Raw genomic sequence first — 20,584 nt, forward strand, 5'->3', positions numbered from 1 at the left:
CGGACCATTGTGGATGCCCAGATTTCCGGTTTATGGTTCTGTCTGATTCAGCCTCTTGCCTTTATTATCTATCTGATAGCGGCTCTGGCAGAAACTAACAGGGCACCGTTTGACATGCCTGAGGCGGAAAGTGAGCTGACAGCAGGCTTCCATACGGAATATTCAGGGATGGGATTCGGGTTATTTTTTCTTGGTGAATATACCAATATGTTTATCGTGAGCAGTGTCGCCGTTGCTGTCTTCCTCGGCGGATGGAGCGGCCTGCCCCTGCCCATGGACGCATGGACCGGAGCCATATGGTTTCTGGTCAAGGTTTACATCCTGATGTTCATCATGATCTGGATCCGCTGGACCTATCCGCGGGTCCGTTTCGACCAGCTGATGAACCTTTCCTGGAAGTACCTGATACCTTTTGCGCTCCTTAACCTTATTGTAACGGCGGTGATCGTAAAACTATGAGCGGCTATTTTTCCGACCTCTACCACGGTACAAAAAGTTTGCTGGTGGGCCTTGGCGTGACCTTCAAGGAAATGGTCAAGCCGACGGTGACGGTTCACTATCCCCGTGAAACCATTGTCATTACGCCCAACTATCGGGGCCATATCGAGCTTGTTATTGATGAAGAGACCGGAGGTTCGCGCTGCATCACCTGTGGCATGTGTGCCAGAGCCTGCCCTTCGGACTGTATCACGGTACTAAGTGAGAAGCCCGAAGGTGCCAAAAAGAAAGTTCTTACAGGTTTTGAGCTGGATTTCACCCGCTGCAGTCTCTGTGGTATCTGCGTGGAGAGCTGTCCTACTGACGCCATTACCTACTCTCAGGACTATAATCTTGCCGGATTCTCCCGTGAGGAGTTCCATATGGACCTTCTCGGGCGCCTTGGGAAGGGAGGCTCTCTGATATGAGTACCTACGTTTTCATTGCAGAGGCACTTTTTTTTGCCTTTGTCATCCTGACCTTCATGGGAGCTGTTCTGGCTGTCCGTTCCCGCCTTTTAATGCATGCTGTTTTAGGGCTGGCGGTCTGCCTTCTGGGAGTGGCAGGACTTTATTTCTATCTTGGCAGTATTTTTCTGACCATGATGCAGATTCTTATTTATGTAGGAGCTATCTGTATCCTCATGGTCTTCGGGGTGATGGTGGGGTACACGCCACAGGAAATAGCTGAAAGTAACTTTACCGGAAGGAATCGTTTTCTTGCGGTTGCGGCTTCCTTTGCGGGTTTTTTTCTTTTGCTGATTCCTGTTCTTAGGGCAACATTCCCTGTAGCTGCTGAAAAAACTGGAGATTTTTCTTTGCCATGGCTGGGAGAAACCCTTTTGTACCGGTACTGCCTGGCTTTTGAACTTATTTCTGTGGTGCTTCTGGCAGCTATTATCGGTGCCATTATTCTGGCCACCGGTGGAAGGGAGTCCTGAAAGATGCTGAGTGCAAGCAGCTATCTGACAACCTATCTGATAATTGCCTTAGTGCTTTTTGTGATGGGTATCTACGGAATGGTACGTCACCGGTCTTTCATGGGGATGCTGGTTTCAACGGAACTGATTCTCTGTGGCGCGTCTATTAATTTTATGGCCTTTAATCGTTTTGTGCTGCCGGATCCCGCCATCGGTCAGGTTTTTACCCTGTTTATAATGGGTATTGCCGCGGCCGAAGCGGCAATTGTGGTCAGCTTTATTCTGGCCGTTTATCGTAAATACCAGACCGATGATCCCAGTGCGGTTCATGATCTGCGTCATTAACCCGAAGCCATTCGAGGCGAAACCGGTATGGAAACCATGATTACCAGTAAAATTCTTTTACCCGTGCTTCTGCCCATGCTGACAGCTCTGGCTGTTATGGCTTCGGGCTCCAGGCCAAACCTGAGAGAGGCCTGGTCTTTGACCGGTGCGGTTCTTACTTTTATCTCCGTTGCCCTTCTTGTACCTCACCTTCTGGCCGGTGGCAGCTACAGCTTTACACTTTTTGAGTTGTGGCCAGGAATATCGGTTACATTTCAGGTGGATGGACTGGGCCTTCTTTTTGCTGGAACAGCCTCGTTCCTGTGGATTCTGGCGTCCATTTACTGCGTCGGCTATATGCGCGGGTTGAATGAACATGCCCAGACCCGTTTTTATGTCTGCTATGCCGTTTCCGTTGGCGCGGCTATGGGTGGTGCCTTTTCCGGCAGTTTGTTTACCCTTTATCTTTTCTATGAAATAGTATCCATTTTCACCTACCCTCTGGTTATGCACCATCAGGATGAAGAGGGGTATGAGGGTGCACAGAAATATATTGTTTACCTGATGTTCACCTCCAAGGCTTTTCTGCTGCCCGCCATGGCCATCATTTATGTGCAGTGCGGAACTCTCGATTTTGCAGCGGGCGATATAGCCTCCGGTATTTTCCCTGGTGATGCTTCCCGGTTCATGGTGGTAACAAGCTATATCCTGCTCTTCTTCGGGTTTGCCAAAGCAGGCATCATGCCCCTTCATTCCTGGCTTCCGTCTGCTATGGTGGCTCCCACTCCGGTCTCTGCCCTTCTGCATGCGGTGGTGGTAGTTAAAATCGGTGTTTTTTCCATATGCCGCATCATGCTTTCCGTTTTTGGTGTGGATCTTCTGGCGGATACGGGACTTGGATTGATAACGGCCTATTTTGTCAGCTTCACCATTATCATGGCTTCCGTTATTGCTCTCACCAAAACCAACCTCAAGGCAAGGCTGGCCTATTCAACGGTTAGCCAGCTCTCCTATATTATTTTAGGTGTGGCGCTGCTGACACCCAATGGCATCACAGGTGGACTTATCCATATAGCCAACCATGGCTTTGCAAAGATTACCCTGTTTTTTGCGGCAGGGTGCATTTTTGTGGCAACGCAGAAAAAAGATATTCGCGAGATGGCGGGTCTGGGTTTTGCCATGCCTTTGACCATGCTGGCTTTTTCTCTTGCCTCCCTTTCCATGATTGGTGTGCCGCCTGTGTCCGGCTTTGTCTCCAAGTGGTATCTTGCACTGGGAACCATGGACATTAATAATTTGATTCTGTTGACAGTTCTGATGGTAAGTTCACTTCTTAATGCTGGCTATTTTGTGCCTGTTATTCTGACGGCCTTTTTTGGTAAGCCTGCTGAAGGAGCTGTCGTAACAGCGGGTTTTGTTGAGACCCGGCCACTTATTCTACTGATGGTGATTCCGCTTTGTATCACAGGTGCCATTTCCGTGGCTATCGGGATCAAGCCGGACCTTCTTCTGGCCATTATTCATCTTCTGATGTGAGGTAGGTATGGGACGACTGATGACCTGGCTCCGGGAACGGGCAGAATGGTTCAAATGGGCTTTTTTCGCCTTCCTGGCCGGCGCCGTTGCCTATGATTTTATGGCAGAGCGGCATGACCCCCATTTTTTCGGGGATACCCTGATTGGATTCTGGAGTGTGTTTGCCCTTTTCGGTTGCCTGGGCATGATTGTTATCTGCAAAGGTATTTCCCATGCCTGGCTTATGAAGCAAGAGGACTATTACGATGACAAGTAGTATGCTATCTCCTCTGGCCCAGCTGCACCCATGGCTCATGCATCCGGCAACGCTCTTTATTCTGGGTGCCTTGCTGATGCCGGTGCTCTGCCGGATAAATTTGAAAAATGCTGCTTTGGTGATTATTCCTCTGGTGGCTTTTTTTCAGATAAACATGCTGCCTGAAACATTTGGGCAGGTATCCTGGATGGGTTTTGACATGGTGTTTGGACGGGTGGATAAACTCACCTATGTCTTTCTCCATGTTTTTACACTCATGGCGGTAATAGGATCCCTTTTTGCGTTGAAAGTGGAAGACTGGGGGCAGCATACGGCTGCCTGGCTATATGTCGCCGGTTCCCTTGGAGTTACCCTTGCGGGAGATTATCTTACGCTCTTTATTTTCTGGGAGCTGATGGCCGTCGCATCCACCTTTCTGATTTGGTACAGAAAAAAGAAGAAGTCCATAGAAGCTGGATTCCGATACCTTCTTGTTCATGTGCTGGGCGGGTTGATACTGCTGGCGGGCATCTTTTTGAAATATCGCGCTACGGGTGGAGATCTTACCTTTGTGCAGATTCTGCCCACGGATGCGGGTCTTGGGGACTATCTCATCATGATCGGCTTCATGCTGAATGCTGCCGTACCGCCTATTCATGCATGGTTGCCCGATGCCTACCCTGAAGCAACGGTTACTGGTGCCGTTTTTATGTGTGCTTTCACGACAAAGACGGCTGTGTATGTGCTGGCCCGGGGCTTCCCCGGTTTTGAGGCTTTGGCCATTCTCGGTGCTATCATGGCGCTCTATGGTGTGGCCTATGCCGTTATTGAAAATGATGCCCGAAGGATTCTTGCCTACCATATTGTCAGTCAGGTCGGCTATATGGTTTGCGGTATCGGCATTGGAACGGCCATGGCTGTGAATGGAGCTGTAGCCCACGCGTATGCTCATATTCTTTATAAAGCACTTCTCTTTATGGGGGCGGGTGCTGTTTTGGAGATGACAGGACGATCCAAACTGAATGAGCTGGGCGGACTCTATGCTAAAATGCCCCTTGCCCTGATTTTTACGGTAATTGGCGGAATAGCCATTTCAGGTTTTCCGCTGACATCGGGTTTTGTGTCTAAATCCATGATTATTGCTGCCGCAGGTGAAGCCCACAGAACCGGACTTCTCCTTATGCTGACCCTTGCTGCTGTGGGGACTTTTCTTTCGGTTGGTATCAAACTTCCTTATTATATATGGTTTGGTGGAAAATCGGAGCCTTCGGTACCCCATGCCCAGGATCCACCGGCGTGCATGCTCTGGGCCATGGGGATTGCCGCTTTTATGTGCTTTTTTCTGGGTGTTTATCCGGAATTTCTCTATCGTATGCTGCCTTTTGCGGTTGATTACCAACCCTATACGGCCTACCATCTTTCTGAAACCCTCCAGCTTTTGGGCTTTACGGGTCTCGGTTTCTATCTGATGGTTAAAAAACTGGGGCCAGAGCCGAAGATGAATTTGGATCTGGACTGGTTTTATAGAAAAGGGAGTCTGAAATTTATGGCCTTTGCCTCCGGTCCCCTTTCAAAGGTGAATGATTGGGTAGGTGAAGTATACCGCAGCATAGGGCTAACCTGGACCATGTTGACAGCCAGGGCTCTTTCCTGGTTTGACAAAGAAGGTATTGACTATGTAGTGGATGGCACAGCGAAGGGCGTTGTGGATACGGGAGACAGACTCCGTCAGGCTCAAACGGGAAAAATTCAGCATTATATTGGTGCTGCGGCCCTTTTACTGTTCGGTATCATGATCGTTGTGATCCTCCTTTAAAGAAACCGAAGACCCGGATACGGTATTTACGATGACAAATGCTCTGCTTTATAACAGCCTGGGTTACCCCATTCTTTCGGCGGTGCTGCTGACACCCCTTGCCGGTGCTGCCTGCTGTTTTTTCATCCGGAACCAGACGGTTCTGAAATTATGGGGATTGCTGGTTACCCTCATGACAGCAGCCTTGAGTCTGCCGCTCTGGACTGCCTTTGACCGGAGCACTCCTGCCTATCAGTTTGTGGAAATGATGGAGTGGTTTCCGAGTATAGGGCTTTCCTATCAGCTGGGAGTTGACGGTATTTCCGTACTCCTGGTTCTGCTGACAACCTTTATCATGCCACTTTGTATTCTGTGCTCCTGGAAGTCTATTGAGCACAGGCTTGCGGAGTTTATTTTTGCCATACTGGTAATGGAAACGGCGATGATAGGTGTTTTTGTCAGTATGAACACGGTGCTGTTTTATATTTTCTGGGAAGCCATGCTCATCCCCATGTATCTCCTTATTGCCGTATGGGGTGGTCCGCGCAAGGATTATGCAGCCATTAAGTTTTTCCTGTATACATTTGTTGGCTCCATTTTCTTCCTTGTGGCAATTGTAGCCTTACGGGTTAAAACCGGCACATTTTTTATTCCAGATCTCATGGCAGCGGAATTCAGTTTTGGCTGGCAGGCATGGATATTTGCCGGATGTGCTCTGGCTTTTGCCGTGAAAATCCCCATGTTTCCTTTCCACACCTGGCTTCCAGCTGCCCATGTGGAAGCCCCTACTGCCGGATCGGTTATACTGGCTTCCATTCTGCTGAAAATGGGCGGATACGGCTTTCTCCGGTTTTGCTTACCCATGGCACCACAGGCAACGGAGTTTTTTGCTCCATTTCTCATCGTTCTCTCGCTTGTGGGAATCCTTTATGGCGGTTATCTTGCACTGGGACAGAGCGACATTAAAAAACTTATTGCCTATTCGTCTGTTGGTCATATGGGTTTTGTAACTTTGGGCATTTTCCTCCTGAATGATGAAGGGGTCAAGGGTGCCATGCTGCAGATGATCAACCACGGCATCACTACGGGCGCCCTGTTTCTTTGTATCGGTATTATTTATGAAAGAACCCATTCCAGAGAGATTCAGGATAATGCGGCTTTGGGAATGTTTATGCCTGTTTACGTTACATTCTTGGGGATTTTTTCCCTTTCATCCCTTGCCTTTCCGGGAACGAACAGTTTTATCGGTGAATTTCTGATTCTTATGGGAGCTTTCCGGAGTCAGCCTCTGGTGGGTGCCATTGCCATACCGGGTGCTATCCTTGCTGCGGCCTATATGCTGAGGCTTTTGCAAAAAATGGTTTGGGATTCCAGTGATGGTCATGTGCATCATCACGGTGAGGCAGCCCATGGCGGTGGTCAAGGAAATGACAATGACCATGCTCACGGGAGAAAGCTTTGGGATCTGGATCTTCGTGAAACCGCTTGTCTTACTTTTCTTGTGGTATTTGTTTTTTGGATTGGTCTGAACCCGCAACCTGTTCTTTCGGTAATGGATGCGAGTGTTACCCATCTGCTGGATCAGGTGGCCGCAGGGCAGGGGAGTGTCCAGGCTCTGGCCGGGCATTGATGACAGGGAGTGTATGTTTCTGCCCGGCTTGAATGAAGGAAGAGCACTTTTTTGCTTGATGATTACTTTGCCAACCTCAAGGTTTAGGATCGATACGCCATGTCTATGATGGAATTTCTCCCCGAACTGGTCCTCATCGGGATGACCCTGATTTTTTTCGGACTTTCCCTGTTCAAGGCAGATTCTGTTCTGGTTGGAAGGGTCGCTCTGGGCGGTGCGGGTATCCTGGTGCTGACTGCCTTTGCTGCGCTCTCATCGGAAGGCATGCTGTTCTTTGATGCTTACCGTGTGGATCTTTTCTCTCAGACTTTCAAGTTGCTGATAGCCTTTGGTTTTTTGGGTGTTTTGGCACTGGCATCGGGCTTCCCAGGAGTTCGTAATGAAATCAGTGCTGAATACGCCATGTTTCTGTCCATTTCCACCATGGGGCTTACCTTTCTTGTCAGTGGAGTGGAGCTTTTGACCATTCTTCTTTGCCTTGAGATTTCTTCTTTTGCCCTTTACGTGGCCATCCCCATGCGCAAAGGCGCGCATCGGACCCAGTACGAAGCAGGTATAAAGTATGTATTGTTTGGCGCACTGGCAACGGGTGTTACCGTTTTCGGCATGAGTTATGTGGTGGGGCTTACGGGAACGACCTATCTTTCAGAACTGGGGCCACTTCTTCCGGACCTTGTAGCTTCTGAACCTCTGGCTCTCATCGGCCTTCTCATGATTTTGTCTGGCTTTTTCTATAAACTGGCTCTTTTTCCCATGCATTTCTGGACCCCGGATGTGTATGAGGGGGCAGCCAATGAAACAACAGCATTTGTGGCCACATTGCCTAAAATTGGTGCTGTTGCACTACTGATTCGTTTTATGGCATCAAGTGGCGCAGATTCGGGTCATCTTGTTTGGGTTCTTTCTGTTTTTGCTGTATTTTCAATGACATACGGGAATCTCGCTGCTCTTGTTCAGAGTGATATCAAGCGGCTTTTAGCCTTTTCATCCATTGCCCATGCGGGCTATGTAATGGTGGGTATTCTTTCTGCGGGCCCTGAAGGTTTTGGCTCGGCTGTGTACTATATTTTCGGTTACCTGGTCATGACGCTGGGGTGCTTTTATGTTATTTGTCAGGTTGCACCAGCGGGTGAAAACCTGAGTTTCGACGGATTGAAAGGACTGCACCGAAAATCACCTGTTCTTGCCTTTACCCTTGCCGTTGCGGCGTGTGGCATGGCCGGGATTCCTCCAGCAGTGGGCTTTCCTACGAAATTTCTTGTTTTTACCGCTGCCATTGGTCAAGGATATTATGCCCTTGTGATTCTTGCAGTAATCAATGCTGCTATTTCTGCATTTTACTATCTGAAACTGGTAAGAGCGGCTTATGCCCTTCCCGAAGAAGAGCTTTCTTCAGGAGCTGTACATCCCCGTTTTGCTCTGGGTGTTCCCATGACGGCTTTGGGTATTTTTATCACAGCGGTGATTCTTGCATCAGGATTGTTTCCGGAGCCCATCGTAGCCATGGCCAGGGAGGCCGTTGGCGTACTTTTATAAAAAACCCTTTCATTGGGGTGATGAAGAAACAGGCAAGAGGAGATAAAAGCCACCGAAACAAGGCTTTTATCTCCTCTTTTTATGGATTCGAGAAGGTCCAGAACTGCTGTCAGATACTGATATCGGAGAGTTTTTCTGATTTACGGCGGGAGGGTGCAGGAGTATGCTGGCCTTTTTCAGGTGAGCATTAATGCAAAAGTCAAAAAAGCACGAATGATGTCGGCTATGCCCTGATAGGATGCCATAAAGATTTGTCGTACGGAGCAGACTGAAAGGTGCTAACCCGGCACTCACATTCTTTCCATTAAAAAGAGCGGTGCGTTTTGTTATTGTTATGGGATAAAGCTTTGAATTCAGGTGTTTATTTTGGTTTTACGAGGGGGATGGGTGGGCATTTTTTATGGGTCAAAAAACACGTATAATCAGGTGTTCCTTTTAAGGGGAAGCCAGATACACAGTTCTTTGTCAGTCAGTAGTAGGGGGAGGGCAATCAATCAATGAGTCAGCATCCAAATATAGAGCTCGGAGTTTGCCGGGTCATGCCACATCTGGCGTATGACTGCATGGATGGTTTCTCCTGAAGTTGTCTGAATGCTAACGGAATCCATGTGAGTTGTGGCACTGTCGCGGGTCCCCGTTGTCTGTACCGCATGCCATGATTGTACCTGGGTACCTTTTTGCCGTGCTATCTCGTCAATGGCTCTGGATATGGCCAGATTCCTTTGGGCATTGGGGCCATGCAGGTGCGGCCGGGCGATCCCCACTCCGCCAATCTGACCATTTACGGAAGGATTATAGATGAAAGCAGGCCTTGCATCATTTCCCTTGGGACCAGCAGGTGTACTGTGGTGGGTGCAGCCCATGGACAGAATAGTCATTAAAAGGAGTGGGATCGTTTTTTGCATCATGGAATTCAGTCCTTTCGCCGACATGCTGCGCAAAGATGCATGTTTCTGGCCATGGATAGGAGTGATGACAGCAGTAGCATATTGGTGCCTGCTGTGTGAAATGCGGAGGGAGATTTTCAACTTCCCCGCGTAAGCCTGCAGAGTTCAGTGCAGACCGCAAAGAGTGGTCTGCACTGAGTTATAACGCCTAGTTAAAGTCCGTAAATTCTTTTGCAATCATTGCATCGAGCTCGTCATGGGCTTTTTTTGCCTGGAACTGCTGCCACAGAGCCTGATCATTCTTATAGGATGTCGTCACAGCGTCTCTTGCAGCGGAGCGGACGGATTCGGGATCCACAACCATCCATACAAAAAGTTCGCCGTTGGGAGCACGCCACATGGACCGCATTTTGGATCCGGCAAGGGTTTCATTGGCAACCTGACGGGAGACCTGTGAAGATACGCGGTCAACGGTTTCATCGTCACCCATTCCCGTAGCCTGTGTGAAATTTTTTACCATGTTCTGTACTTTGACACTCATCTGGCGTGCAAGCTGATCCCTTCCGTCGGCCAGGGCTTCATTTCGGGCAAAGGCAAAACCGGCCTTACCGATTCTGGCTGTACCAACGGCGGCCACACCACCTTCCAGTTCAGGATTAAAAACCCAGCTGGGAGCATCTTTGTACTCATCGGGCATACCCGTATCGGCCACAGGTGTTTCTTTAGGAGCACAGGCAGCCATGAGTGCTGCAATCGCAGCCAGCATAATCAGTTTTACGAGTTGTTTTTTCATACAATCCTCCAGTTTTAACGGTTTTATTGTGGTAACATATCGTTATTTTTAAGGATCCGGGAAGAAAAAATCTTCTGCGGACCGCCAGGGCCGGATAGAATATGAGTCCGCTGTCTGGTTTTAGGTTAAAAAACCACTGGCCTCCTGCTTTTGTATCATACATATATTTCCGGATGACATATTCATATACCATATCTTTTTTTTTGGAAAGTTTTTACTTGATCCTTTTCAAAGAAGAAAGAGAAGAGTGCCGCGGCGCAAAAAACCTGATCCAGCTGATAGGGCTGTTATTTGGGCTGTTTCAGCGTACGGTAAAGTGGGTCTGATATCCTTTATAGCGAGGTGTTACCTTTTTCATGTAATTACGGGTTTCCTCATAGGGAAGATCTGCAACCAGTTTTGCATAGACCTGTGCCGGTGTCATGGTGTTGATCACCTCGGCCGCACGGCGTATGTTGGTATTGCCTGTAAAAGCCCGCGCCACATTGCCTGCGCCGGTGTTGTACGCGGCTATACTGCAGTATACCCTGCTTTCAGGATTCTGTATGGACGAAAGATAACGGTAATAGAGAATGTAAAGGTAGGCGGCACCCATTTTGATGTTGTTGTCCGCATTGTAAAGGTAGGAGGGAGAGAGCAGTTTCTGCTGGCCGTATACCAGCTGGGAAGCATCTTTGCCAGCGGACTGGGGTACAATCTGCATGAGTCCGTAAGCGGGAACGTGGGATTTTGCCATGGGGTTAAAGGAGCTTTCGCTGTGCATAATGGCTACCATGAGGGCCGGATCAATCTGACGTTCTCTTGCATACTGAACTATTTCTTTTTCATATGTTCCTGATTTCTCACTGAGCTTTACTTCAGGCAAGGGGATGGTAAAGCTGTGGATTCTGTTTCCTGCTTCCGGAGCATCCCGTTGGGTCTGTGTGCTTTTCTGGGCCAGCTCACTGACAGCCTTGGCCACTTCACGGTTTGAAGGAGTGGTGGTGCCCGTGAGGGTCTGGGTAAGGATGGGTTCCGGTTTTACGGTAGCTGTGACGACGTTTTTTGAGGCCTCTACAACCCGCTGTTCAATATTCTGGGAAAGGGTATCATTTTCAAAGGCTTTAGCTGTTGTGGCCGTGACCAGACTTTTGAGCCGGTCTTCCAGTTCCTTATGTACATCCTGAGCAGCGCTTTGAATTTCAATGGTGATGGTGTTATTTTCAAAATCCACAAGGGTACGATTTTTCATGTCCCTGCTGTACTCGACCCACTGGGTCGGACTGCTCAGAATTTCGTCTCCCCAGTGTTTTTTAATTTCATTTCTGTAATTTTCGAATTCTTCCTGAATAATTTTCTGGTACTCTTGGAATTCCTTTCTTATCTGTTCCTGGTAGGAAACGAAAGCGGTTTGCTGTTGTTTCATGTACTCTTCAAAGGACTGGGCAAGCCCGGCAGATGGAAAAATCAGAAAAGGGGCAAGAACCAGAGTAAGAATGCGGAAGGTTGCAGTACGCATGACAGAACTCCTTGGTTTATGGATCTGTGGAGGAAGGGCTTTTTTTTTATCCTGTAATGTACTACAGGCATTATAAGAATAAAAGAGTGGGCATGATACCTGTGTATGAGGGTAGAATGGCCCTGCCAAATGAACAATATGGAATTACATGGTTTTTTTGTACCATTCCGGAGCCTGTAAAATCCATATAAATTTTCATGTAAGAAAAAAGTGTATAAATAAATGATACTGATCTGGCCTTTCAGCCCAGAGAAAGGAGAAGAAATGTTTTGGAATCGTTTGGTTTCGTTTTTTTTTGTCTTGTCGGTAATGCTTGCGGGGCCTTTTTTTTTCGCAGGGGCACTTGTCATACGCTTTTTGACCAGGCCTTTTGATCCCCGTCTGCGTTTTTTGCATCTGTATACCTGTTTCTGGTCAACTTGCCATTACTGGACCATGCCCACATGGAAATTTGTGGTAACAGGTAAAGAGCATATAGATAAAAAAGCAACCTACGTGGTTGTGTCCAATCATCAGTCCCAGTTGGACATCCTTGCGGCATTCCGCACATTTTTTCATTTTAAGTGGGTATCCAAGATAGAGGTTTTCCGGCTCCCTTTCATCGGGTGGAACATGCACCTGAATGAATATATTCCTTTAAAAAGGGGGGATAAGGAGAGTATCCGTGAGATGCTTGAAAAATGTCGAAAAACCCTTAAAAAAGGAAATTCTGTTTTTATTTTTCCAGAAGGCACACGCAGTGAGACCGGTATTCTGCGTCCCTTCAAGCTGGGAGCCTTCCAGCTGGCCCATGAGCTGCAGCTGCCCATTTTGCCCATTGCCATTGATGGTACTCGGGAAGTTCTTCCTAAATACAGCCTCGAGCTGAAAAGTACCAAACCCATGAATATTCAGATTATGCCCCCTGTGCCCTACGAAAACTTTCAGCATATGAGCGAGGAGGAAACCGCTGCATTTTTCCGCAAGAAGATTGGTGCCCATGTCACGGCGCACACGGAGGATACGGAAGAGCCCTCTCTGCTGACAGCGGTCTGACTTGATTTGTTATGGCTGTTATTTCTGGTCCAGAATCCAGAGGCCTGACCAGGGGGTCGCTGGATCGGCAGAGATCTGTTTGATTTTTTCCATGTATGCCCTGGCCGGAGGATCTGTACTGGCTATCAGCCCGAAAAAATTTATGGCTTCCGTAAGGTTTCCTGTATAAAACGCATCCAGTCCTCTTCCGAATGTGGCAAAATCACCGGAAGGCAGTTCGGCCCATGCCGGTTCAAAAATCCGGATGGACCTTTCTTTGCCCACAACCTGCACTCTGGCTATTTCCCTAAGACGGATATGGGAGGAAAGATGGGCAGCCGTGCTTTCGGCGATGAGGATGCGGGTGCCAAAAACCTTATTCACTCCTTCCAGGCGGGCAGCAAGATTGACGGAATCTCCCAGCATGGTGTAGTCAAATCGTTTGCTGGAACCCAGGTTGCCCACAACAGCTGGCCCTGTATTGATGCCGATACGCATGCGAACAGGGCGCTCTGTCCATTGCCGGAGGTCTGTAGCCATTGCCTCAAGGCAGTCCTGGCAGCAGAGGGCGGCTCGCACGGCTCTTTCGGCGTGGTCATGAATGGCCAGAGGAGCATTCCAGAAGGCAATGATGGCGTCTCCTTCGTATTTGTCCACCGTTCCTCCGCTTTCCAGAATAATGTCTGTCATGGCGGAGAGATAGTGGTTGAGAAATGAGGTGAGGCTTTCCGGGTCCATGCCTTCGGACAGGGTTGTAAAGCCTTCCAGATCGGAGAAAAAAATAGATATTTCCTTTTTTTCTCCGCCGAGCCGGAGTTTACCCGGGTTGAGCAGAAGTTCGTCAATCACTGCAGGACTTAGATATTGGGAAAAGGCATTTTTGATGAAGCGCTTTTGCTGTCCTTCCGTGGTGTAGTTGATGAAAATGGACGCTGTTACGGCCATGAGCATTCCAGCCATAAGGGGGGTCAGGGGAAGAATGCTGCCAACTGCGTAAAGGGCCAGACTGATCACTACGGGTAGGGCAAATGATAGCGTGAGGGCGGTTGCAGCCATGGCTGTGGCAGGCACGGCCAGCACCAACAGGGAGGCAGCGGCGGAGAGGATGATCACCAGGCTCAAAAAGGGAAGTGTTTTCATATCGTCAAGAAAATCATTGGACAGGAAGTTGTCCAGAAATGTGGCATGTACCTCTACTCCGGGATAGGCACCGTCTAGGGGTACAGGAGCCAGATCGTGGAGTCCAGGAGCCGAATAACCTATCAGAACATAAGCATCTTTGAGCCGATCAGCTTCAGGCAGATCCGCATCATGCCCTTGCATTTCAAGGATGGCGGAACGGAGAATGGCCCCTGCCGGTATGGCGGTATGTGTTCGGGATGGGCCCCTGAACCGGAGTCTTGTTTCATGGTTGTGGTTCAGAGGAATGGTCCTCTGGTCAATTATAATTCTTTTTTCACCGTAGACTATGGAGACTTCCGGGTGAGCTGCCAGCCATGTGGCCAGACCCAGGCTGGGAAAAGCCCTGCCATCAAAAGAGGTGAAGGCCCGCATGTTTCGGTAAACGCCATCGGCATCGGGGTTGAGGCCCACATTACCGGGTATGCGCCAGCTGGCAGCAAGATTACCGTGGGCCATACTGGCTCTGGTCCTGGCAGGGGGTTCCTTTCCCTGCAGTAAGGGCGGCTGGGGTAGATCCGGGGGATAGGATGTGGTCGTTCCCGTGGTATGCCCCAGAAACATGGCACCGGCCACGGGTCCGAAACGCTGGGCTGCCAGGGCCAGGGCCGCGTCATCGTATTCTCCGTAAAAGGAGGGCTCCGTGAAAAGAATATCCATTCCTACGGCTCTGACTCCTCTGGAATGGCAGAAATCAAGGATGTGAGCCCATATCTCTCTGGGCCATGGCCATGGAAGCTGGCTGTTTTCCCTGGCCCAGTCCAGGCTGTTCTGGTCCACCAGTATGAGAATGATGCCTGATGTAGAGGGAGCTGGCCCCGCCATGATCCGGGCACGCAGATCAAAGCTTTTCCATTCAATTCCATTGCCAAGACCTGTGAAAAATAAAAGGCTGGCAAGACCTGTGGCCAGCGATGTTGCCAGCAGGCAGCGGTAGGCAAGCAGGTTGCGGGCCGGGCCTTTTCTCATGGAATTCTCCTGAATTATACGGCATGCAGTGCTTTGTGAAAACGGGCTTGACGGACTGAGTGTACCGTAATGTTTTTCCCATAAACGCCCATTTGCTGAAGATCCTGAATGCGGCTTTCCGGAGACGGATGGGTACTGGCAAAATCCGGTGCACCGGGTTTGAGTCTTTTTCCCATGGCGGCAAGCATGTTGGGAAGTCCGGAAGGATCATATCCGCAGGCTCGGAGTATGGCCACGGCCTCCTGATCCGCCTCGCGTTCAAAAGCTCTGGAATAGCCCCTGTTCATCAGTGTGCCCGTAATGTCGCTGATGGAGCCTCCAAATGCTTCCGTGAGCTCAGCCAGGTGCCCTCCTGCAAAGGCGCCGGCTCCTTCCACGGCAATGGTGGTAAGGGCCGTGGTAAGACGGGATTTGCGGATGGCCTTGAGCCCGTGTTTTTCAGAAACATGGGCAATTTCATGGGCCAGAACGGCGGCAAGTTCGGTTTCATTGCTGCAGAGGCGGAGCATACCCCGGGTGATGAAGATAAAGCCTCCCGGAGCGGCAAAGGCGTTGATTTCATCGGAGTCCAGGATAAGAAAGGAGTATCCTTTATAGACCTCGGGTTTGGAGGCGAAGCGGGCCAGAGTCTGGCCCAGAAGATTGAGGTAATTGGTAGCCTCCTTGTTTTCCCATGCGTTATAGGAAGAAAGCACCACAGCTCCCACACTTCGGCCGATATAGTATTCCTGCTCGGGTGTAATATCCTCAAAGCTTTTGGCAAGGGCGGCGGTACTGCGTTTGATGGCAGCAGCCTGGGACTCTGTAATGGTTCCGGAGGCTACACCAAGGGTGGTCCCAACCTCAGATACAGCCCCCATGGTTTGGCAACCTGCCATGGTCAGGCACAGAATCAGACAAAGGATCTGTTTCATCGGGCACCTCCGGGAGGATAAATGCCTCCTTGGCTAAGGAAATCCAGAGATTCTTTTGGATCTGTCCGGAAGGTTTCCATTCGGTTGATCCAGGTATAGTTCAGCTCCTGATTTTCAGCCCGGAAAGCGGCTTCCACTTCGGGGCTGAATCCTTTACCTGCAAGGGCGAGTTCATCTGCACTGACCTGGCCGGACAGGGCCTGGCCTGCGGCAAGTTCAATTTTTCGTTCCGTCAGGGCGGAGGCATGAACCCACCCTATTGTCCGTGTACCCGTAACCTGTACCCTGCGCCAGTCACCTTGCCTTGACAGCTCTTCAACGGTCTGCCCGTACGGGATGTCCCTGATGGATCCTGCGAGAAAGGAGGGCATTTCCCGCAGGGGAGTGCTGCGTACCTGAACCTGTAGGCCTGCTGCCGATACACCGCTAAGGGCCAGCAGCAGGCAGGCGAGGATAATTAAGGGAGAGATTCTCATGTCTGTCTCCTGAAAGGAAAAGTTGGTGTGGCTTTCCGCCCGGGGCCTGAGCGGAATTCTGATTCGCACCGGTGCCGGTAATCGGCAGGTGCTAAAGTACGTCCCGCAGGTGCCTGTTCATGATGCCCGGACAGGGAGCTGTAGGGACAGAAGCTGTTTCACCTCCGAAGATGTGAGATGGCGCCACTCTCCCGGCATGAGGTGTTGCAGCTCCAGAAAGGCCAGACGGATGCGGTGCAGCTGCAGAACTTTCGCGTCACAGGCTGCCACCATTTTGCGGATCTGGCGGTTACGGCCTTCTTTCAGGATGATGCGGAATCCATTCTGCTTTTCCCGAAAAACCCGGGCCGGCCTGGTTTTTTTCCCCTCAATGATTATGCCTTTTGCCATGAGGGCAAGGGCACGATCACTGAGAACGGGGGTTGTATGCACCACATACTCTTTTTCATGGTCAAAGGAAGGATGGGAAAGGCAATGGTGCAGGGGACCGTCGTTGGTAAGCAGGACAAGTCCGGTTGAATCCTTATCCAGGCGGCCCACGGGGAAAATTCGCTGGGGCAGTTTTACGAGATCGGTAACCACCTTTTCACCGGGGTGTTTGCAGGAGCTTACCACGCCAGCAGGTTTGTTCAGGATGATATACGTCATTCTTTCCCCCCCTCCCACGGCTCTGCCGTCCATCCGGACGCTATCCCCCGGGTCTACACGGGTACCCATTTCCCGGACAACCCTTCCGTTGACCTCTACCCGTCCGGCATGAATCCGGCGCTCTGCCTCCCGCCGGGAGCAGACCCCGGCGTCTGCCAGAAATTTCTGAAGTCTTGTTCCTCCCTGAGCGGGAGGGTCTTTTTCAGGAGCGGTAGTCTGCATTGATACGCACATAGTCATAGGAAAAATCACAGGTCAGCATGAAGTCCTGACCTTCTCCGACTCCGAGATCAATGAGGATGGTGAATTTTTTTTGTTTCATCACCGAGGATGCCTTTGCCTCCGCTTCGGGTCCGAGCCAGATGCCGTCTTTTACCAGCAGGGCATTGTCAAAGGAGAGGGTGATACGGTCGGGGTCGAGCTTTGCACCGGAGCGGCCAACAGCCATGGCCAGACGTCCCCAGTTGGCATCCTCACCGAAAAGGGCCGTTTTCACAAGGGGTGAGTTGGCAACGGTTTCAGCTGCTTTCAGGGCGTCTTCGCTGGTTGCCGCACCGGTAACCTCTATCCGAACCAGCTTGGTGGCTCCCTCACCATCCAGAACTACCTGTGTGGCAAGATCCATGCAAATCTGATTGAGAGCATCGGCAAAGAGTTTTTCATCGTTTTCCCTGATGCGGACACCGGAGGCGCCCGAGGCCATGAGCAGCACAGTATCATTGGTGCTGGTGTCCCCATCCACAGTAATGCGGTTGAAACTTCGGTTGACAGCTTCTGTGAGGAGTCGGGAGAGAGCAGCCGGATTCAGGTCTGCGTCGGTCATGATGAAACTCAGCATGGTTGCCATATCCGGACAGATCATGCCAGAGCCTTTGGCTACTCCGCAGACCGTAACTTCGCCGGATGGCAGTATCAGGGTTTGGGAGGCTGTTTTCCTGACAAGGTCTGTTGTCATGATGGCATGGGCCAGATCTTCAAGCCCGTCGTTTCGGAGGGAGGAAGCCAGTTTGGGTACGGCGGGAAGAATCCGGTCCATGGGGAGCTGCTGGCCGATGACACCCGTGGAAGCCACCTGTATCAGCTCCGGATCTGTTCCCAGAGCAAAGGCTGCGGCTTCTGCCATGGCTTTGGCATTTTCCATACCCTGACGGCCTGTGGCACAGTTGGCATTGCCGGAATTGACAATCAGGGCCTGGCATCGGCCGGATCGGATGTGATCACGGCTGATGCGTACGGGGGCCGCCGTGACCTGATTTCGGGTGAAAACCGCTGCTGCTGCCGCAGGATGATCACAAGCCAGCATGGCCAGATCCGGCCTGTCTTTGTGTTTGATCCCGGCGCAGACGGCACCGGCACGAAAGCCCTTGCAATACATGGATGTCATAGGGTGTAGTCCTGAAAAAAGTTTTCTTTAAAAAAAGGGAGAAGGATTCCCACAAAGACAAAGCCCCATTGTACTTTATCTTTTCAGGGGATCAAGGCATAATGCGCGCGTTTGTATAAACTTTTTGAAGACAGGGGGATGGATGGAAACGCTTCTGGTATGTCCTGTGTGTCACAAAGGACGCATTCGTGAGCGGCGGAGTTGACGCGAGCTTATTTTTCGCTGCACGGCGTGCGGCGCTGTCTGCCCGGATACCCTTGTCCGGGAGCTGATGGATGATGCCATGGAGGAACGTCTTGCCCGGATCCCGGTGGACCGCCTCTAGATGGAGAGCGTGATGGATGAGAGGAAAGGAAAGATTGGTGCGCCGGTTCAGGATTGTTATGGAGTATGACGGATGCAGTTTTCACGGATGGCAGCGACAGCCGGTCCTGCTAACCGTACAGGGAGAGCTGGAAAAGGCCCTTTCTCTCATTGCCGCCAGCCATGTGGATGTTCATGGCTCCGGCAGGACGGATGCAGGGGTGCATGCACTGGCTCAGGTTGCTCATTTTGACATGGACACCCGGATGAATGGGGTTCTTTTGAAAAAGGCGCTGAACTGCCTGCTGCCTCCTGGGATCGTAATTCATAATTGCATGGAAGTCGGGCCAGCCTTTCATGCCCGCTTCGGAGCAAGGGCTAAAACCTACCGTTACCGAATTCTGAACCGTGCCCTAAGGTCGGCTCTGGGGCGTACCCATGTGTGGCATGTGTGGCAGCCTCTGAACCGATCAGCCATGGACCGGGCAGCGGCCCTTCTTACGGGAACCCATGATTTTAAAAGTTTTGAAGGTGCGGGAAGCCCGCGAAGCAGCACGGTGCGGACTCTCTTTCATGCGGCCTTTGATGACGAACCGGCCAATCCAGGAGTTTTTGCCTTTGAGGTTACGGCCAATGGGTTTCTGCGTTACATGGTGAGAAATCTGGTGGGCACGCTGGTTCAGGTGGGTATGGGTAAAATCAGGGAGGAGAGTATACCGGAGATTCTTGCAGGGAAAAGCCGTCACCTTGCCGGTATTACGGCACCTCCTCAGGGGCTTTATCTGAAAGCCGTCCACTATGATTTTTCTGATGATTTCAGGGAGCCGGCCATGGGGGTGCGTCAGCCACCGGGTGTTGATATGGGAGGTAAAGGGAGATGCAGAGCGTGGAGCTGCGGCAGAGACCAACACTGAAACAGTGGATTTTGACCCATGATGAGCGGTGGTCTTTTATTCTTTGTTACCTGGGGCTTGCTGTAATATTGAGTGTCTGTATCAGCCTGTTTTGGCTGGTTGTAGTGGTGGGTCTTCATGGAACCCTTGAATGGATATGTCAGCGGTCTGAGGATGCCTGTGCTCAGTCCGGGGTGATTCTGAGTCGTGTTGCATGGGCGTTGAAGCTTGATATCAGCCTGATTCTCTTTGCTCTGGCCCTGGGCGTCTATATGGAAATTATTATGGGTATGGCAGGTATCGGTGCCGCAACCCGGGCTGGTGTTCAGGGTGCCAAAGGCGGAGCTCGTTTTCTTGTGTGGGAAAAGGCTCTCCGCGCCATGTTGCTTTCCCTTGATGATCTTGCTCAGGTGTTGCGGGTCCTGCTCCGCAAGACGGCCAGCCCAAAGACGGAAGGGGAAGCCGAATGTGCTGAAAGTCTTAGCCAGCCAGATGCGCCATTCGTTTCAGCTGAGACCGGACGGAGCTGGAGGGATGCATGGTCCACCGGTGACTGGTTCTGTATGATTTTTGGTGCGGCCTGCCTTCTGATGATCGGAATCAGCCCGTGGGTGACGGGTCATGGGCTGTCCGGTGTGCTGCGTCTCATTGGTGCGGAACTCCATCCATGGCCCTGATGACAGGGCTTGTTTTACGAGCAGGGTAATTTTTATTGCAAGATCTGTTGACACGGATGCCGTTTCGCTGTACCCCGAAGAAAGGTCCGAGGACAAGGACCGGCGGGAGACAATATTTTCAGGGCCTGTAACTGCCCTGAAGAAAATGGTGGGGATATCCCCGGATGGATTCAGATCAATATTTGAAGGAGAACAGCAATGTCTTATGAACCCGTTGTAGATCAGGACAAGTGTGTTGGATGTGAAGAGTGCGTGGATGTTTGTCCTGTGGACGTATTCGAAATGAAAGATGGTAAATCAGAGGTTGTCAATGCGGATGAGTGCCTTGGCTGCGAGTCCTGCATTGAGGTGTGTGAGCCCGGCGCCATTATAGTGAACGGCCTGTAGCCGTTCTGCTCCGGTATGTACGGTCAGGTAAAAGGGTGAAGCCGGCAATCGGTTTTCACCCTTTTTATGCTTCTGCTTTCGGAGCGGTTTCAGGCAAAAGCCCTTATTCC

21 protein-coding genes are annotated in these 20,584 nt (G+C 50.7%); 13 read left to right on the forward strand and 8 right to left on the reverse strand.

Annotated features, from left to right (window positions below):
* From OOT00_RS04765 to OOT00_RS04805, 9 genes are all read left to right on the forward strand, one after another.
* On the forward strand, positions 1 to 459 hold a 459-nt coding region (locus tag OOT00_RS04765), incomplete at its 5' end, for a complex I subunit 1/NuoH family protein (RefSeq protein WP_265424167.1).
* Positions 456 to 905, forward strand: coding sequence for a NuoI/complex I 23 kDa subunit family protein (locus OOT00_RS04770; RefSeq protein WP_265424168.1), 450 nt, complete (start codon positions 456 to 458; stop codon positions 903 to 905). The genes OOT00_RS04765 and OOT00_RS04770, both read left to right, overlap by 4 nt.
* Complete coding sequence (locus OOT00_RS04775) at positions 902 to 1,417, forward strand: NADH-quinone oxidoreductase subunit J family protein (RefSeq protein WP_265424169.1); 516 nt, start codon at positions 902 to 904, stop codon at positions 1,415 to 1,417. The genes OOT00_RS04770 and OOT00_RS04775 overlap by 4 nt, the downstream gene beginning before the upstream one ends.
* 3 nt (positions 1,418 to 1,420) lie before the next feature.
* The gene (gene nuoK, locus OOT00_RS04780) at positions 1,421 to 1,741 is read left to right on the forward strand and encodes an NADH-quinone oxidoreductase subunit NuoK (RefSeq protein WP_265424170.1); all 321 of its coding nucleotides are present in this window, start codon (positions 1,421 to 1,423) and stop codon (positions 1,739 to 1,741) included.
* A 27-nt stretch (positions 1,742 to 1,768) separates the two neighbouring features.
* On the forward strand, positions 1,769 to 3,256 hold the full coding sequence (locus OOT00_RS04785) for a monovalent cation/H+ antiporter subunit D family protein (protein ID WP_265424171.1): 1,488 nt from the start codon (positions 1,769 to 1,771) through the stop codon (positions 3,254 to 3,256).
* 19 nt (positions 3,257 to 3,275) lie between these two features.
* A complete protein-coding gene (locus OOT00_RS04790) occupies positions 3,276 to 3,512 on the forward strand; it encodes a hypothetical protein (RefSeq protein ID WP_265424172.1) in 237 nt (78 codons plus the stop codon).
* On the forward strand, positions 3,502 to 5,307 hold the full coding sequence (locus OOT00_RS04795) for a Na(+)/H(+) antiporter subunit D (RefSeq protein WP_265424173.1): 1,806 nt from the start codon (positions 3,502 to 3,504) through the stop codon (positions 5,305 to 5,307). The genes OOT00_RS04790 and OOT00_RS04795 overlap by 11 nt, the downstream gene beginning before the upstream one ends.
* Before the next feature lie 31 nt (positions 5,308 to 5,338).
* Complete coding sequence (locus OOT00_RS04800; protein WP_265424174.1) at positions 5,339 to 6,916, forward strand: complex I subunit 4 family protein; 1,578 nt, start codon at positions 5,339 to 5,341, stop codon at positions 6,914 to 6,916.
* Between the two features lie 99 nt (positions 6,917 to 7,015).
* Positions 7,016 to 8,452, forward strand: a complete 1,437-nt coding sequence (locus OOT00_RS04805) for an NADH-quinone oxidoreductase subunit N (protein WP_265424175.1) — start codon at positions 7,016 to 7,018, stop codon at positions 8,450 to 8,452.
* A 494-nt stretch (positions 8,453 to 8,946) separates the two neighbouring features.
* Here the strand turns inward: OOT00_RS04805 and OOT00_RS04810 are convergent, their stop codons facing one another.
* The 3 genes from OOT00_RS04810 to OOT00_RS04820 form a co-directional block, all read right to left on the reverse strand.
* The gene (locus OOT00_RS04810; RefSeq protein ID WP_265424176.1) at positions 8,947 to 9,360 is read right to left on the reverse strand and encodes a hypothetical protein; all 414 of its coding nucleotides are present in this window, start codon (positions 9,358 to 9,360) and stop codon (positions 8,947 to 8,949) included.
* 187 nt (positions 9,361 to 9,547) lie between these two features.
* The gene (locus OOT00_RS04815) at positions 9,548 to 10,132 is read right to left on the reverse strand and encodes an LPP20 family lipoprotein (protein WP_265424177.1); all 585 of its coding nucleotides are present in this window, start codon (positions 10,130 to 10,132) and stop codon (positions 9,548 to 9,550) included.
* 301 nt (positions 10,133 to 10,433) lie between these two features.
* A complete protein-coding gene (locus tag OOT00_RS04820; protein ID WP_265424178.1) occupies positions 10,434 to 11,630 on the reverse strand; it encodes a murein transglycosylase domain-containing protein in 1,197 nt (398 codons plus the stop codon).
* A 453-nt stretch (positions 11,631 to 12,083) separates the two neighbouring features.
* On the opposite strand from OOT00_RS04820, the gene OOT00_RS04825 reads away from it, so the two are divergent.
* Positions 12,084 to 12,665, forward strand: coding sequence for a lysophospholipid acyltransferase family protein (locus tag OOT00_RS04825; protein ID WP_265424179.1), 582 nt, complete (start codon positions 12,084 to 12,086; stop codon positions 12,663 to 12,665).
* An 18-nt stretch (positions 12,666 to 12,683) separates the two neighbouring features.
* On the opposite strand, the gene OOT00_RS04830 is transcribed toward OOT00_RS04825, so the two are convergent.
* The 5 genes from OOT00_RS04830 to argJ form a co-directional block, all read right to left on the reverse strand.
* Positions 12,684 to 14,792, reverse strand: coding sequence for an adenylate/guanylate cyclase domain-containing protein (locus tag OOT00_RS04830; protein WP_265424180.1), 2,109 nt, complete (start codon positions 14,790 to 14,792; stop codon positions 12,684 to 12,686).
* A 14-nt stretch (positions 14,793 to 14,806) separates the two neighbouring features.
* On the reverse strand, positions 14,807 to 15,706 hold the full coding sequence (locus OOT00_RS04835; protein ID WP_265424181.1) for a M48 family metalloprotease: 900 nt from the start codon (positions 15,704 to 15,706) through the stop codon (positions 14,807 to 14,809).
* The gene (locus OOT00_RS04840; RefSeq protein ID WP_265424182.1) at positions 15,703 to 16,182 is read right to left on the reverse strand and encodes an SH3 domain-containing protein; all 480 of its coding nucleotides are present in this window, start codon (positions 16,180 to 16,182) and stop codon (positions 15,703 to 15,705) included. The genes OOT00_RS04835 and OOT00_RS04840 overlap by 4 nt, the downstream gene beginning before the upstream one ends.
* 117 nt (positions 16,183 to 16,299) lie before the next feature.
* Positions 16,300 to 17,052, reverse strand: coding sequence for a pseudouridine synthase (locus tag OOT00_RS04845; protein ID WP_265424183.1), 753 nt, complete (start codon positions 17,050 to 17,052; stop codon positions 16,300 to 16,302).
* On the reverse strand, positions 17,033 to 18,214 hold the full coding sequence (gene argJ / locus OOT00_RS04850; RefSeq protein ID WP_303649859.1) for a bifunctional glutamate N-acetyltransferase/amino-acid acetyltransferase ArgJ: 1,182 nt from the start codon (positions 18,212 to 18,214) through the stop codon (positions 17,033 to 17,035). Before argJ ends, OOT00_RS04845 begins: the two co-directional genes overlap by 20 nt.
* Positions 18,215 to 18,555: 341 nt before the next feature.
* Here argJ and truA point away from each other — a divergent pair, with 341 nt between their 5' ends.
* From truA to OOT00_RS04865, 3 genes are all read left to right on the forward strand, one after another.
* Positions 18,556 to 19,431, forward strand: a complete 876-nt coding sequence (truA, locus tag OOT00_RS04855; protein WP_265424184.1) for a tRNA pseudouridine(38-40) synthase TruA — start codon at positions 18,556 to 18,558, stop codon at positions 19,429 to 19,431.
* A complete protein-coding gene (locus OOT00_RS04860; RefSeq protein WP_265424185.1) occupies positions 19,395 to 20,087 on the forward strand; it encodes a hypothetical protein in 693 nt (230 codons plus the stop codon). The genes truA and OOT00_RS04860 overlap by 37 nt, the downstream gene beginning before the upstream one ends.
* Before the next feature lie 198 nt (positions 20,088 to 20,285).
* A complete protein-coding gene (locus OOT00_RS04865; protein WP_265424186.1) occupies positions 20,286 to 20,474 on the forward strand; it encodes a DUF362 domain-containing protein in 189 nt (62 codons plus the stop codon).
* Positions 20,475 to 20,584 lie beyond the last annotated feature (110 nt).

The organism is Desulfobotulus pelophilus, from assembly GCF_026155325.1.
Classification (GTDB): domain Bacteria; phylum Desulfobacterota; class Desulfobacteria; order Desulfobacterales; family ASO4-4; genus Desulfobotulus; species Desulfobotulus pelophilus.

Coding starts and splice junctions, on each gene's coding strand:
- OOT00_RS04770 (WP_265424168.1), top strand. CDS start 456: ATGAGCGGCTATTTTTCCGACCTCTACCACGGTACAAAAAGTTTGCTG.
- OOT00_RS04775 (WP_265424169.1), top strand. CDS start 902: ATGAGTACCTACGTTTTCATTGCAGAGGCACTTTTTTTTGCCTTTGTC.
- nuoK (WP_265424170.1), top strand. CDS start 1,421: ATGCTGAGTGCAAGCAGCTATCTGACAACCTATCTGATAATTGCCTTA.
- OOT00_RS04785 (WP_265424171.1), top strand. CDS start 1,769: ATGGAAACCATGATTACCAGTAAAATTCTTTTACCCGTGCTTCTGCCC.
- OOT00_RS04790 (WP_265424172.1), top strand. CDS start 3,276: ATGACCTGGCTCCGGGAACGGGCAGAATGGTTCAAATGGGCTTTTTTC.
- OOT00_RS04795 (WP_265424173.1), top strand. CDS start 3,502: ATGACAAGTAGTATGCTATCTCCTCTGGCCCAGCTGCACCCATGGCTC.
- OOT00_RS04800 (WP_265424174.1), top strand. CDS start 5,339: ATGACAAATGCTCTGCTTTATAACAGCCTGGGTTACCCCATTCTTTCG.
- OOT00_RS04805 (WP_265424175.1), top strand. CDS start 7,016: ATGTCTATGATGGAATTTCTCCCCGAACTGGTCCTCATCGGGATGACC.
- OOT00_RS04810 (WP_265424176.1), bottom strand. CDS start 9,360: ATGATGCAAAAAACGATCCCACTCCTTTTAATGACTATTCTGTCCATG.
- OOT00_RS04815 (WP_265424177.1), bottom strand. CDS start 10,132: ATGAAAAAACAACTCGTAAAACTGATTATGCTGGCTGCGATTGCAGCA.
- OOT00_RS04820 (WP_265424178.1), bottom strand. CDS start 11,630: ATGCGTACTGCAACCTTCCGCATTCTTACTCTGGTTCTTGCCCCTTTT.
- OOT00_RS04830 (WP_265424180.1), bottom strand. CDS start 14,792: ATGAGAAAAGGCCCGGCCCGCAACCTGCTTGCCTACCGCTGCCTGCTG.
- OOT00_RS04835 (WP_265424181.1), bottom strand. CDS start 15,706: ATGAAACAGATCCTTTGTCTGATTCTGTGCCTGACCATGGCAGGTTGC.
- OOT00_RS04840 (WP_265424182.1), bottom strand. CDS start 16,182: ATGAGAATCTCTCCCTTAATTATCCTCGCCTGCCTGCTGCTGGCCCTT.
- OOT00_RS04845 (WP_265424183.1), bottom strand. CDS start 17,052: ATGCAGACTACCGCTCCTGAAAAAGACCCTCCCGCTCAGGGAGGAACA.
- argJ (WP_303649859.1), bottom strand. CDS start 18,214: ATGACATCCATGTATTGCAAGGGCTTTCGTGCCGGTGCCGTCTGCGCC.
- truA (WP_265424184.1), top strand. CDS start 18,556: ATGAGAGGAAAGGAAAGATTGGTGCGCCGGTTCAGGATTGTTATGGAG.
- OOT00_RS04860 (WP_265424185.1), top strand. CDS start 19,395: ATGCAGAGCGTGGAGCTGCGGCAGAGACCAACACTGAAACAGTGGATT.
- OOT00_RS04865 (WP_265424186.1), top strand. CDS start 20,286: ATGTCTTATGAACCCGTTGTAGATCAGGACAAGTGTGTTGGATGTGAA.